We start from the raw sequence: 14,391 nt of genomic DNA on the forward strand, positions 1-14,391 counted from the left end.
GAAATACTATCCTATAAGATGCTGTATAATATAGTAAGTGAATATCCTCCATTTATAGGGTATTGTTAGTGTGAAGGAGAAGAATTTCCTATGACGCATCCATTTCAGTCAATTGAAGAAGTAACATTACAAGAGTTTGTGTTATTTATTAAAATTCATCATCAACAAATTGAAGAAAATGTCAATATTTACCTCAATTTAGCACCTTCTATAGCCGAAGAAGATCGAAAAAGGGCAGCGATGCTACTGGATTCATTTTTGCGTTTGATGACATATACGAACATTGATGAACTAAATGATGGTGATAAGTCTTTTTTTAATACGTGGCTTCAGGCACAGTTATCTATAATCGATCGGAAGAGCTTTAATTTATTCCAATTAATTTTTGAGAAATCATTGATTACCTTTATGATTCAACAAAAGAGTAGCCGAACGAATGCCATCTTAATGTATGTATTATCGTTATTTACGTTTCTCGTACAGCTTTACGATGACTGTGAGGGAGATGACAAAAGAAGTAACGGATCTACTGAAAATCAAGAGTTGCGGTATTTACAGTTATTAGATAAGCTAGATAAATTGCTGATCAGTTCCTCAGGCTATCAGGATTTAGCCTATATTTTAAAAAAATGTGAAGAGTATTTTAGTTATAAAAGATGCGTATTTTATGCATATGTTCCATGGTCCAACCAATTTTACGGGGTTATTGGGGCGGAACTTCCTAAAGTGCAAAGTATGAAAGGGCAGTTGAATGGGGAAAACGCTATACTTAGTTCAAGAAAACCTATTTATTTGAAAAATCCTAAAAATTACGTAAAAGAGGAGCATATTCAATTATTTAATTTATCCTCCATCATCTTTATTCCTATTATGAGGCGAGACCAATTATTTGGATGGCTAACATTTGATCAGCTAGGCGAGGAATTTGATTGTACAAAGGAAGAATTATCACTTCTTGAAGAAGTAGGGAAGCGTCTAGGTTTATTTTTATCACGTAAGGGCGAGAAGGTAGAAAAAAACACAGAGCTTCATTTAACAGAACGGGAGTCGATGATTCTTGGCTTGCTTGCTGAAGGATATGATAATAAAAAAATTGGTGGTTTATTATTTTTAAGTGAGCATACGGTCAGGGATTATGTTAGCAGTCTCATGACAAAGCTTAAAGCAAAGAACCGTACACAGGTCGTTGCCTCCGCCTTTCGTCTAGGGCTGTTAAGCTAGCATAAATGCACTTCTGCTAGGAGTGCATTTTTTGTGTCTTTATAAACCGAAAAATGCGTCTTTAATTTTCTGATAATAAACGCTATTTAATATATAATGTTAAAAATAGGGAAGTATTGTTATAAAGTGATTTTTAGTAGGAGAAGTAATATAGTAGTAAAACAATTTTTACGAATATTACAAGCAAAAGCGATTAAGCTTACACGATTGTAATGAAATTGAAAGCCAATGCGATAGAGTGTAATACATTATTTTGCGAGAATGTGTATAGAAGCAAGAACAAGAAGCGGAGGCATACACAATGAATGAAAAATTAGAAGGCGTATACGAGGAATACAATCGTTATATATATCACTTATGTTTGAAACTAACTCGCAATAATGTAGAGGCTGAAGATTTAATGCAAGAAGTATGGGTAAAGGTTGTACGCTATGAAGACAGCGTTGCCGAGGTAGAGCATATTAAAGCTTGGCTGACAACTATTACAATGAATACATTTAGAGATCGCTATCGTAAAAAAGTACGTCGAAGCAAATATATGATGAACCAACCTGAAACATTAGACGTACCGATTTTAGATTTGGTTCCCAATAATGAAATTTCGACGGAAGAAAAAATTGAAAAGGATATTGTAACAAAACTCGTACAGGATAAAATGGAGCAATTAGATGCTATTTATAGAAAGACTTTATGGTATTTCTACATAGACCAATATTCACTTGCAGAAATCTCTACAATTATGAAGGTTTCTATTGGTACTGTGAAATCTCGTTTATTCCGTGCAAAGGCTCGATTAAAAGAAATGCTCATGTCTGATACAGCAATTGTGGAATCTGTGCTACCAGCATAATAAAAACAGATTGGTCGCACACCACAAGTACTTAGGCGGAAGTATTCGGTCGATTAATCTAAAAAAAAGATGCACTCGCAAATAGTTGCGATGCATCTTTTTAGTTTGTGCTCTTTATTCTGACCGATTAGATTCAACATCTAATAGACATTTTGAAAAAATCGTTCGTAATGTTTGCAGTTCTTCAGCTGTGAGCATACCAAACATATTGTTAATAATTTCACTCACTTGTTGACGCGATTCTTTTAAGATGTTCTCACCCTCTGTAGTAATAACTAGTTGTGAGGCTCGTCGATCTGTGGCATGCTGTGTTTTTTCAATAAAGCCAGCATTAATCAGCTTTGTTGTTAAAACGGTAACACCACCAGTTGTTACTTTTAACCGCTCAGCAATAGCAGAAGGGCGTTTTGGGCCCTCCTGCGATAAGTAGTCTAAAATTAAAATATGGGATTTTGAAAAGCCGAGCACATTATGATTATTCCACTCGTTTGCCCACTTACGCTCAATAGATGAAACGACTTCAAACAACGAGGTAATGGCTTTTTGTTTTTCTTGATCCATAGAGGTCATCTCCAAAACTGTTTTAACTTTCTTGTGCCAATCTTGTCATCGCATTTAATTCGTAAGCACGTACTTTACGTGGGATAAAACGACGGATGTCCATCTCATTGTAACCAACTTGAATACGTTTTTCATCTATTAAAATAGGGCTACGCAACATTCTTGGGTGTGCTTGAATAATAGCGTATAGCTCTTGGATAGAAAGTTGGTCGATGTCGATATTTAAGTTTTTAAAGTCATTTGAGTTTGTTGCAATGATTTCATCTGTACCATCTTCAGTCATGCTTAGAATTTCTTTGAATTCTGCAAGTGTAAGAGGGTGAGATGTGATACGTTTTTCTTTATATTCAATATTGTGATCTTTTAACCATTTAAGTGCTTTTCTGGATGAAGAACAGCTCGCTTGTGAGTAAATTGTAACTGTCATTCTTCATTCCTCGCTTTCTGTATTAGATTATATTTTATAAATAGCTTATCAGTAAGTTATATAGTTTATATATATATCTTACTAGTAAGCTATATATAAATCAATAGTTAATTGAAAGAATTTCTCAATCAAATTAATATTTTTTCAATTCTATTTAATTATACGAAGAGAAGAGTAAAAAGTTTCGTTCTTTCTGCTTACAATGATGTAAGTTTCAGCTGATATTACAGATTTTGAAGAGAGGCCAGCGTGGCAACTCAGTGAACCGTTATTACAGGAAGTGACTATTATGTAACTTCTAAAAAAACTGTAGGTAATTGATGACGAATTAATAGGGACTACTAGATGAATATGCTGATCTCGTAGGAGAGCATTAATTGGAAGTAGGAGTAAAATAGTTAGTCCACTGATTATAGTATGTTTAAATGTGGTCAATTATACATAGAAGTTTGAAAAAAATAAAAAAAGCAGTCCCATAACATGTGGGAACTGCTCTTAAAATGAGCTGGTCTTAGCTTTGTTGTCCAGAAGTGAACCAATCTTGAACGTTCCAGACTTTTGTTGCGAGGCCATCATAGAAATCTGGTTCGTGGCTTACCAGTACAATAGTGCCTTTAAATTCTTTCATGGCACGTTTTAATTCATTTTTCGCATCGACATCTAAGTGGTTTGTCGGTTCGTCAAAAAGAAGCCAGTTCGCTTCTTCCATCATTAATTTACATAAACGAACTTTTGCTTGCTCTCCACCAGATAAAGAATTCAATGGACGTGTAATATGGTCGGTTTTTAGACCCGCTCTTGCTAATGCTGCACGTACTTGAGCCTGCTCCATCGAAGGGAAGGCATTCCAAACATCATCAATTGGTGTTATTTTTTCTGCTTTTACTTCTTGTTCAAAGTAAGACGGATACAGGTAATCACCTCGAATGACTTTCCCATCAAGAGGGTTAATTTTACCTAGCATTGTTTTTAATAATGTGGACTTACCCACACCATTCATGCCAACTAGAGCGATCTTTTCTCCTCGTTCAATAGCAAAAGATAGTGGGGGTAGTAATGGCTTGTCTTTATCGTACCCAATGACCAAGTTCTCTGCCTCTACTACATAGCGGCTGGAAGAACGTGCTTCTTTAAATCCGAATTCAGGTTTTACCGCTGTTTCTGGGCGGTCAATTCGCTCTAAACGATCAAGCTGCTTGGCGCGAGATTTTGCACGACCAGTAGTGGAGTAACGTGCTTTATTTTTAGCGATAAAGTCCTCTTGTTTCTTAATGAATTCCTGTTGCTTCTCATAAGCATCAATATGTTGACGTTTATTGATTTCAGCAAGCTCTAGGAATTTTTCGTATGTTGCTGTATAACGAGTTAATTTTGAAAACTCAAGTTGGAAGATGACATCCACCGTTTCATTCATAAATTCTGTATCATGTGAAATTAAGAGGAAGGCGTATGGATAGTTCTTTAAATAGCTTTTCAGCCAAGTAATATGTTCCTCATCGAGATAGTTCGTCGGCTCATCTAGTAAAAGTACTTTTGGTTTTTCTAGTAACAGCTTAGCTAGTAGGACCTTTGTGCGTTGTCCACCAGAAAGTGCAGCTACATCACGTTCTAAGCCAATAGCATCAAGGCCTAGTCCACGTGCAACCTCTTCAATTTTCATATCTAATGAATAGAAATCTCCTGCATCAAGTGCGTCTTGAACCTCTGCCATTTGTTCTAACAGTACTTCTAATTCCTCAGGTGTAGCTTCTGCCATCTTACCTGTAATTTCATTAAGTTCTTCTTCTTTTTTATATAATGGTAAAAAGGCATCACGCAAAACATCACGCATTGTTCTACCAGCAGTCAGTACTGTATGTTGGTCGAGATAACCATAGTGTGTACCAGGAAGCCACTCTACTTTTCCTGTATCGTGAATCGTTTGTCCTGTAATAATGCCCATTAATGTCGATTTACCTACACCATTAGCTCCTACAAGACCAATGTGGTCACCTTCTACTAATCGAAATGATACATCTTTAAAGAGTGTACGATCACCGAAAGAATGACCTAAATTTTCAACTGTTAATATTGCCATATATGTTCCTCCAACTGTCCATCTTGTTTACATTTTAAAGTGCTGCGAGCTGCTTGTTTAGTTCTGCTAACTTGGCTTCCATATTCGCAAGGCGTTCCTCGGCTTTTGTTACCTGATCGTTGTGCCCAGTAGACTCCAATTTTTCTATATCACCTTGTAAATTCATATAGTCCATTTTTAACTCTTTAATTTGGTATTCAATATCGCTTTTTGTTGGCATGATGATTACTCCTTTTTGAGAATATTTTATCGTGAATGCGTGTAAAAGCGATGGAGGTTTTTCTAATCCCCCACCGCTTAGTCATTAAAATCAATCGGGTACTGGTTGAATTTACTTATATTCCAACGTCCATAAGAGGAGTTGAAGTGAAAAATTCTTATATATTGTATCATAATCATCTTCGAAGTAGCACTAAGTAGAAGCGATATTGTGTCGATCATAAGCAAAATCTAAGAGTAATGCTTGGAGTGTTTCATTGTTACTAGCAAGATTGAGTTGTCGTTGTTTTCTTACAGCTCGTTCACTGCGAGCCTCGTGTAATAGAAATTCCATGACAGCATTTTGGATTTGAGACTGCTTCATTTTACGACCAAGTCCAAGATGAATAAAACCATTATGCTCTCGAGGAAAAGCATGAAGAAGCTCAGCTTCAGTTTGTGCAAGTGTAATGCATGGCACACCATAAGAGGCAATTTTATAAGGCGTATAATTAGCATTACAAATAATGACATCAGCTTTTGGTAATAGTTTGAGAAGTGCGTTTTTATCACGGAGAATGGCCGTATTGCGACGACTAAGTACCATCATTTGCAAATCATCCGTTGCATGGCGATAGCTATCATCAATCATTACTGTAATTTGTAGTGGAATTTGTAGCTGTGTTAAGTGTCGAAGTGTTCGGTAGGTTAAGTTATGCTCGTCCCCATCCTCAAAAGCAACGACGATATGAGGAGGATTTTCAGGTGTTTTACTATCAGGAATATCATCAAATTGTTGGTAGGCCTCTGGTAGTGCAAAAACAAAGCTTCCACCAATATAATGCGATGGTAAATAATCTTTCACTTCTTGATAGAGTGCTAGTAATACACAGTCACAGGCTTGACCACCTTCACCAAAATCATCAAAATGAATCATTGTTTTGCAGAAAGGTCGTAAATCCTGTACTTGCCAGCCTTCAGAATTACGGCCATCTCTAACGATTAAATCAGGTTGAAGTCCTTTGATTTGCTTAGGTAATTCGTTAAAGTGGTCAAATAAAATTGGAGAAAGACCTTCATTCATTAAAATTTGGATGCCATCATTTGAAGGAGTCTTGACAAATATAAAAACTTTCTCATTCGTAAGTAACTTAGCCAATGTTGAAACCCGTTCAAAAGGATACAGCCCTTTATCAATACAGCTTTCAATAATGAAAACAATCGTTTTTTTTGGTTCAATTGCTTGTGTTTCTTTTTGCAAATGTATCCCACCCTTTCCTCTGTCTCTTTAAATTATGGCGAAGAAAGAGCAAGTATGTGTAAAATTTAGGATTTGATAATCGATGACTTTGAGGGAATCTTGCAATTAGCTATCTTGAGGGGGATTATAAATAACTTTTTAATGATCAAAAAAATGGTCGATATATATAGTGAAATCAAGAATAGAAAAGATACATACAACATGACATTATGTAGAAGGGGGGAAGAAGGATGAGCATGCGTGCAGCGATTGTTGTAGGGGCGACAGGTTTAACGGGCTCCTCTTTAGTCGAGCAATTATGTGAAAATAATGAATATGTTTCAGTAACCATAATTGCACGGAGAAAACCAATCTTTACGCATCCAAAGTTAGAAGTGAAAATTCGCGATTTTGATAGAATAGAGGAAAAGGATATTGAATTTGCCCATGAATTGTATTGTTGCTTAGGTACAACCATAAAAAAAGCAGGCTCTCGTGAGGTGTTCGAAAAAATTGATTTTGAATATCCATTAGCGATTGCTTCTTTAGCCAAAAAGCGTGGGATCCCTCATTTTCTTGTCATCACTGCAATGGGTGCTAATGAGAATTCTCCGTTTTACTATAATCGAGTGAAGGGAAAACTCGAGCATGATTTAGTAGAGTTAGGGTTACAACGGCTCTCTATTATTCGACCTTCACTATTAGTAGGAGATCGAGATGAATTCCGTCTAGGAGAGAAGGCAGGAGAAAAGCTATTAAAATTTGCACAACCTTTATTAATTGGACCTTTCAAACGTTCTAGAGCAATTGAAGCCTCACAAGTGGCCAAAGCGATGATTATCATTGCTCTATACGGTAAAAAGCAGCCTGTTACTATTTATCCATCCAATGAACTAGCAACATTACAATACCCTGAAATACCAGAAGAGGATGCTTCAAGAGAGACGCTATTTCATTGGGATAAGCTTGAAGAAGGTGAGAAAGTAAATCGTGATGTTATCATTAATCGAGATAAATTTAAGATGGAGGAAACGGTTATTGATAAGGAGGTACACTTCCAACATCGTGAACAGGACAAAAAATAATGTGGGTTTGGTTTGTAAATGTTCCGTCTAAAGACTGAATTTATCCCGATCGCTACGACAAACCTTTGCGAGCTACTTTTCATTTGTTACAATATTATTGTAGAAGATGAATGTGGAGGCAAAATAAAGATGAAAATTTTACTCGTTGATGGCACAATGTTTGGTCGTAAAACAGGTGCTATTTTAGAACAAGTGGAACAATATATTAAAGAATTAGATGCTAGTTTCGAATTAGAAATGATGCATTTTAATCAATATAAGCATCAAATTGTGGATGGTTCACCATTAAATGATGATATGAAGAAAATGATTCAACAATTTGAGGAGGCAGACGCTTACATCATTGCAACGCCTATTTTTCAAGCGTCCATCCCAGGTGTTTTGAAAAATGCTTTTGACTACTTACATCCTAAAACGATGCGCTATAAGCCCGTATCTATCGTCGCAAACGGTGGCACATACCAACATCACCTTGTAGTCGAAAATCAATTAAAACCTATTTTAGATTACTTCCGTGCCCTTGTTACGCCTAACTATGTATACACACATACATCACATTTTGATGCAGATAATAACATTGTTGATGAAGATGTTCATAGTCGTTTACGTGAATTAGCACGTGTATTTGTTCAATATTGCGAAATGAGCAAGAACTTGCCGAAGGAAACAATTGATCAACATTAAGATAGCCCTTGTACGGTGGTAAGAAATCACTGTGCAGGGGATTTTTCTTTGTAAGTATTCTTTTAGGATGTGCTAAAATAAAACTTTAGTGACTCGGGAGGGAGGGCTGCTCATGCAGGACATAGCTTTACTAGAAAAACAACGCTGTAGTCTTATTTTGACCAATAAGGCGAAGGAAGCGGTAGAGGAATGCTCAGCAAACGAGCATGCCTTTTTTACGTTACAAAGATCTTTTACTGTTTACATTGAAAAACGCAAAGCAAAAAAAGTTGGTGAAACCTTTTTATCCATCTATTTTAATGCGGAGGACAATGAAAAATTAAGCGATTTACTTGCGGAAAAAACAGTCATTATGGATTGTGTGCTGAAGCTAGAAGGTTTGTTGGCGACTAATATTCGTTTTGTGCATATGCGTGGTCCTATCAATACAAATCGCCGCCTAGCAGCCGCATTACAATTTGTCACAAAGCCTAACAATGGAGCAGGCATTCCACTGGAGCTTCATACAAAAATAAGGCAGTTACCGATAGCGGAAGAACGCACAGAATATGTAAAAAAACGTATAGCTAGCTGGGAAGGCTATTTAAAAATTCAAGAACGTGATGCAACGATTGACGATATTCATACAGAATTTAAGCAAAGCTACTTCAACGAAGACTTTACACGCTTAACGATTGTTTGTCCCTACATAAAGAGTAAAGAGTGGAAAAAGTTAGAGGGTTTAAGTGTAAGTATTCAAGGGGTTCGTGGTGAAATTGGGCAAGTTTTAAAGGCGAATGCAGGAAAACAAACGATTGAAATTGATTTAAAGCCTTTTATACAGGAAATGGCTCGTAAGGATCAGCTGAATCTTCGTTCGAAGCAAGCAAGCTTTAGTAATTTTGCGACCTTAAGTCAAATTCGAAGATTACGAAATGGCTTCACAAAGCTAGAGAAGGGTGAGGCAGTTAACCCTAATTTAGAAACTATCCTGTTTGAACGGCGCCCAACAGTCCGAGCGTCCAAGCTACGAGAAGATATTACGTTTCAAAATAATTTAAATGAATATCAAAGACGAGCAGTATTAGGTGCATTATCTGTTGAGGATTTGTATGTCATACAAGGTCCTCCAGGAACGGGAAAAACGACTGTCATCTCAGAGATTTGTCAGCAAAATGTCAAGGCGGGCTTAAAAACACTAGTAGCATCACAATCAAATTTAGCCGTCGACAATGCATTAGGACGTTTGCTAGCCAATCAAGAAATTCGAATTTTACGCTATGGAAGAACGGAAAGTATCGAGGAAGAAGGCAAAAAATTCATAGAGGAAAATGTCGCTCTCCAATGGCGTGAACAAACACTGGCTGCAATCGAAGAGACAATAGCAATATTTCCAGAACGCGAGCTAGAGCTAAAAGCCAATCTTGCAAAAGCAGAAGATGAACTAGAAAAATTGGAGCAGTGGCTAGAACAATTAACTCAGGAAATTGCCGCAAAAGAGCAAGCAGCAATTGAAGAACCCATTCTACAGCAGGAGATTCAAGCATTAAAAAAAGAATTGAAGGCTGCTAAAACAGAGCAACAAACATGTGAAGCACAAAAAGAGCATTATGAGAAACAGCTCGCACAAATCGAACCAATTGTACAGCAGCTTGAACAGGCACTTGCTGATTATCCCTCGGTCGAGCAACTACAGTGTACGATTCAGGAAACTACAGAAAAAGTGGAACAATTAGAAGCGGCTGCTCAGTATAAAGAACTACAAGAACAAAAGCAGCAGTTAACTCAGCAATTTCAAGAAATACAACAGAAATATGAAATCGAAAGTAAGCGTCTAGTCATTATGAAGGAAGCTCAAAAGTATATCTACACCTTAACTTCGTTTGAGCTTATCGAGCGATTTTTACAGCACTATCAAATTCGCCCTTCCCATGTACTTTCTCAGCAAATGAGTCGCTTGCAGCATTTGGAAGATGCGAAAGATTTAGAGGCATGGTCAACGATCAATGCTCGCCTCCAAAAGGCGATTGCCAAGTTAGAGGCTTTAGTTATTCATGAAGTGAAGGAACGAGCCCTTGCTAAAAGTAGATTACAACCCGTACAATCATTTTCTCTGCAAAACCTCACAGGAGTATTCGCAGAGCTGAACACGGCTTTTCAGGATGGTCAATTACCAGCAACTGATGTTCTAGAGAGTTATCTGCTTGGGCTATATATGCGTCGTGATTTCGTTTGGCAAAAGGGAGTAGCACTAAAGCAACAACAAGAGCATAAAGATCAGGAATTTGAATCTTTCCGTAAAAATCTAGTGACTTTGATTCATCAGGAATGTGCAATCACTAGCTTTGATGTGCAAAGTTTACAACGTCAACTCCAACCATTTTTACAGCATACAGAGCGTTTACAACAGTTAGCAAACGCCTTCCAGATTACTGAGGAGCCAGAAGAATCTGTAGAATATTTAAAGATTCTTACCTCACAAGCTAGGGAGTCTCTTCAACAAGCAAAGCAACAGCTTGAGGCAGTGGAACAGGCGAAAGTACAACTAGTTCCGAAGCAAGCCTCTCTACAGACTGTCACAACAAGCTTACAGGAAGTGGAGCAGCAGCTAACACAAATGGAAGAGCGTATAAAGGACATTAATATTGCTGGATTAAAGAAAGAAAAGCAACTAGCAGTTTATACACAGCTTTTACAATCTACGCCAGAACGTACTGCTGAAGAGGTGCTGGAAGCTATTCAAACTTCTAAACAGGCCATTGAAGCATTACAGCGGCAGCAAAAGCAGCTACCTCTTCGCCAAAAACTACAAGAACAATGGCGTGAAAAACTACAAAACGCAACAGAGTATGATTTAGATGAAATTCGAAAATTATATGTACGTCATGCGAACGTTATCGGAACAACATGTGTAGCTTCCGCTAGTAAAGAGTTTATGGAGAATTACCCAACTTTTGATGTGGTCATTATTGATGAAGTTTCAAAGGCAACGCCACCAGAATTACTGTTACCAATGCTTAAGGGGAAAAAAGTTATTTTAGTAGGTGACCATCATCAGCTTCCACCATTACTTGGGGATGATACGCTGGAGGAAACATTGAAGGCAATGCTAGAAGAAAATCCAAACTTTGAAGGTGCACAGGAATTAAAAAATCTGTTGCGTGAATCATTATTTGAGCGTTTATTTAATAATTTGCCTCCAACACATAAACAAATGCTAGCATTACAATACCGTATGCATGAGAAAATCATGCAAAGTATCACACCATTTTATGCGAAAGAAGAAAATGGATTACAATGTGGGTTGCCAGATTCAGATGCAGCAAGAGATCATGGCTTAGAGGGTCAATTTGTAAAACGTAATGATCATTTACTATGGATTGATATGCCAACGGAGAAGCCTTATTTAGAGGAGCAGGTAAAAGGTGGGACGAGTCGTTATAACGAAGGGGAATTACAAACGATTCGCCGTATCTTAGTAGATCTTAATGAGGCAGTGAAGGCGGCAAAAGAAGCAGGGCGTATGCCGCACGATGCTCTGAAAAGCGTAGGTGTCATTAGTTTCTACGGTGAGCAGGTAAAGAAAATCAATCGTCTGCTGCAACAGGAATTACAGCTACCACACTTGCAGTTTAGAACAGGTACTGTCGATAAGTTTCAGGGGATGGAAATGGATGTCATTTTAGTGAGTATGGTTCGTAATACACCTAAAGGCGGGGATATTGGTTTTGCCAGAGATTATCGTCGTTTAAATGTTGCGCTATCTCGTGCCCGAGAGTTACTTCTACTTGTAGGAAGTGCCGAGATGTTTGCGAAGCGTGCAAAGCATCAAGATACAAGAGAAATGTATACCAATTTATTAAACACAGTAAAATCCTACGATGGCTTGCGTAATCATGAAGGATTGGTGATGTAGAGTGTCAAAATTACAACAACGACTAATGCGTGAACTTCAACAAAATCGCAATATAAAGATTGTCAAAACCGCTGAATGGTGTATTCCTATTCGAACGGTCAGTGTGACCTATGAGCCAGTTAGGCGTTCAACAATGGATGTTTTAATGACTATGTTACTGTTAAGTATTCAGGAGGCTGATTTTGGAAGTGCCCAGGAATTGAGTGAGCTATTACTGGTCGACCCGCTATTTATTGATGACTTAGTTTCTTTAATGATTCGCGTAAATCTTGTAAAGAGCGAGGAACAGTTTTATAGGCTAACTGAAAAAGGGCAACAGCAGCTAGAACGGGGGATTTTTGAAGAGGAGTTAGAAGTAGAAACATCTACACTTTACTTTAGCCCCTGCCACCAATCATTTCTCACAATTGATACAAATAATGATGAATATGATGAATTACCAGAGCTATACCGTTATATCGATAAAGAGGCTGAACAACAGGAGCAGTTTGAGGAGTCGCTAGTGATAGCTGGATTACAAGAAGTGAACGCAGAGGGGGAAGAGAACTCCCAAAAAATCATCTCAAAAATTGTTCAAACAGAAGCCCAACAAATTAATGATAGTCCATGTTTAGAGTTTGTTCTTTATGATAGGGAGCAGGATCTACTCTTTGTACGAGTGTGGAATACATTACTTAATCAATGGGATCATCATTTAGAGCAACAGCTTACAGACAAAGAACAGTTAATATGGCGTGAGCAATATTTAACTTAATTCAACTGGTATTCAAAAGCCAGAACAAAAACGAACGTGGACACACGTTCGTTTTTGTTTTTATATGATAAATCATAAAGATGGGTAAGAAATTTATAAAATCGTTTCGATAAAATGTGGCATTAGCATATATTACTTTATGAAAAGGAGGGGACAGATGTTAACGATTAGTTTATGTATGATTGTTAGAAACGCACAATGTACGATTGAAAGATGCTTAGATTCGGTTCAGCATATAGTGGATGAGATTAATATCATTGATACAGGATCGACTGATCGTACGAAGGATATTGTCCAAAGTTATACCTCTCGAATTTACGATTTTCCCTGGTGTGATCATTTTGCCAAGGCACGAAATTTCTCCTTTCAACAGGCAACAAAGGATTATATTTTATGGCTCGATGCAGATGACGTCATGACACAGGAAGACCAGCACAAGTTGAGTCAACTAAAGCACTCTTTATATCCATCTGTTGATGCTGTAACGATGGATTATTACCTAACGCTTGATCAAGATGGCGTAGTGGAGTGTAGTGAACGAAAGTATCGTCTTGTAAAAAGAGCGAATCATTTTCAATGGGAGGGAGCTGTCCATGAAAATTTAAAGGTATCTGGTCAGCTCTATCATAGTGATATCGCTGTCACGCACTTACCAGTAAAAAAAGATATTCATCGTCCTATTCGTATTTATGAGGGGTTAATAAGGGAGGGGCATTCGCTTTCAGCAAGAGACATATTTTATTATGCGAATGAATTGAAACAGCATCAACGTTATGTGGAGGCGATTAATCAATATCATCTATTTTTGGATAGCGATATAGGTACTACAGAAGATCGTATTGAGGCTTGTTTACATGTAGGGGAGTGCTATCGTCGACTACACGATGATCAACAAGCACAGCAAGCTATTTTGCAATCCTTCTTATATGATCGACCAAAGCCAGAAGCATGTTGCCGTATGGGCCAATTTTTTATGGAGCAATCAAAACATAAAGAGGCTATTTACTGGTATTCTCAAGCCTTGCAACAAGCTCCTGTCTATTCAATGACGATCCAAAAACGTTGTTACTCCACATGGCTTCCTCATTTACAATTAAGTCTGTTATATAGGGAGCTACGGTTATTTGAAAATGCCTATCAGCATAATCTAGAGGCACAAAAATGGAAACCAAACCATCCCGAAATAAAGGATAACGAAAAATACTTACGCAATCAATTAGGGGTATAAATCCTTTTATTGGAAAGGTACATCAATAAACAGGACATAAATAGCTTGGCCAATTAATACAGATACACCAACAACAATCGTCATAAAAATCACATTACGTGGTCTAAAATTTTTTGCCTCCATTAAAAACCTCCTTTAAGATAGAATATTCAGTCAATTCAAGATATGTTT

12 protein-coding genes are annotated in these 14,391 nt (G+C 37.4%); 7 read left to right on the forward strand and 5 right to left on the reverse strand.

Annotated features, from left to right (window positions below; genetic code table 11):
- Positions 1-90 precede the first annotated feature (90 nt).
- Both NV349_RS02180 and NV349_RS02185 read left to right on the forward strand, forming a co-directional pair.
- Positions 91-1,221 (forward strand): LuxR C-terminal-related transcriptional regulator, encoded by a 1,131-nt coding sequence (locus NV349_RS02180; RefSeq protein ID WP_271912256.1) that lies wholly within the window; start codon positions 91-93, stop codon positions 1,219-1,221.
- Between the two features lie 301 nt (positions 1,222-1,522).
- Positions 1,523-2,071 carry an RNA polymerase sigma factor gene (locus NV349_RS02185; RefSeq protein WP_036117528.1) on the forward strand — a complete coding sequence of 183 codons (549 nt, stop codon included), beginning with the start codon at positions 1,523-1,525 and terminating at the stop codon, positions 2,069-2,071.
- 114 nt (positions 2,072-2,185) lie between these two features.
- Here NV349_RS02185 and NV349_RS02190 read toward each other — a convergent pair whose 3' ends face one another.
- The 5 genes from NV349_RS02190 to NV349_RS02210 all read right to left on the reverse strand — a co-directional run bounded on the left by NV349_RS02190 (position 2,186) and on the right by NV349_RS02210 (position 6,595).
- On the reverse strand, positions 2,186-2,632 hold the full coding sequence (locus tag NV349_RS02190; protein ID WP_036117526.1) for a MarR family winged helix-turn-helix transcriptional regulator: 447 nt from the start codon (positions 2,630-2,632) through the stop codon (positions 2,186-2,188).
- A gap of 22 nt (positions 2,633-2,654) precedes the next feature.
- Positions 2,655-3,059 carry a transcriptional regulator Spx gene (gene spx / locus NV349_RS02195; protein ID WP_036117523.1) on the reverse strand — a complete coding sequence of 135 codons (405 nt, stop codon included), beginning with the start codon at positions 3,057-3,059 and terminating at the stop codon, positions 2,655-2,657.
- 511 nt (positions 3,060-3,570) lie between these two features.
- Complete coding sequence (locus tag NV349_RS02200; RefSeq protein ID WP_036117522.1) at positions 3,571-5,136, reverse strand: ABC-F family ATP-binding cassette domain-containing protein; 1,566 nt, start codon at positions 5,134-5,136, stop codon at positions 3,571-3,573.
- Between the two features lie 34 nt (positions 5,137-5,170).
- Entirely contained in the window at positions 5,171-5,356 is a 186-nt protein-coding gene (locus NV349_RS02205) for an SE1832 family protein (protein WP_036117520.1), read from the reverse strand.
- Positions 5,357-5,548: 192 nt separating this feature from the next.
- Complete coding sequence (locus NV349_RS02210) at positions 5,549-6,595, reverse strand: PseG/SpsG family protein (protein ID WP_036117518.1); 1,047 nt, start codon at positions 6,593-6,595, stop codon at positions 5,549-5,551.
- A gap of 230 nt (positions 6,596-6,825) precedes the next feature.
- Here NV349_RS02210 and NV349_RS02215 point away from each other — a divergent pair, with 230 nt between their 5' ends.
- From NV349_RS02215 to NV349_RS02235, 5 genes are all read left to right on the forward strand, one after another.
- Positions 6,826-7,659, forward strand: a complete 834-nt coding sequence (locus tag NV349_RS02215) for an oxidoreductase (protein WP_271912264.1) — start codon at positions 6,826-6,828, stop codon at positions 7,657-7,659.
- 129 nt (positions 7,660-7,788) lie between these two features.
- Positions 7,789-8,343: an NADPH-dependent FMN reductase gene (locus tag NV349_RS02220; protein WP_036117514.1), complete on the forward strand. Its 555-nt coding sequence runs from the start codon at positions 7,789-7,791 to the stop codon at positions 8,341-8,343.
- Between the two features lie 112 nt (positions 8,344-8,455).
- Entirely contained in the window at positions 8,456-12,238 is a 3,783-nt protein-coding gene (locus tag NV349_RS02225) for a DEAD/DEAH box helicase (protein WP_271912267.1), read from the forward strand.
- Between the two features lies 1 nt (position 12,239).
- A complete protein-coding gene (locus NV349_RS02230; protein WP_271912270.1) occupies positions 12,240-12,992 on the forward strand; it encodes a hypothetical protein in 753 nt (250 codons plus the stop codon).
- A 157-nt stretch (positions 12,993-13,149) separates the two neighbouring features.
- Complete coding sequence (locus NV349_RS02235) at positions 13,150-14,220, forward strand: glycosyltransferase family 2 protein (protein ID WP_271912271.1); 1,071 nt, start codon at positions 13,150-13,152, stop codon at positions 14,218-14,220.
- Positions 14,221-14,391 lie beyond the last annotated feature (171 nt).

Source organism: Lysinibacillus sp. OF-1 (assembly GCF_028356935.1).
Taxonomy (GTDB): domain Bacteria; phylum Bacillota; class Bacilli; order Bacillales_A; family Planococcaceae; genus Lysinibacillus; species Lysinibacillus fusiformis_D.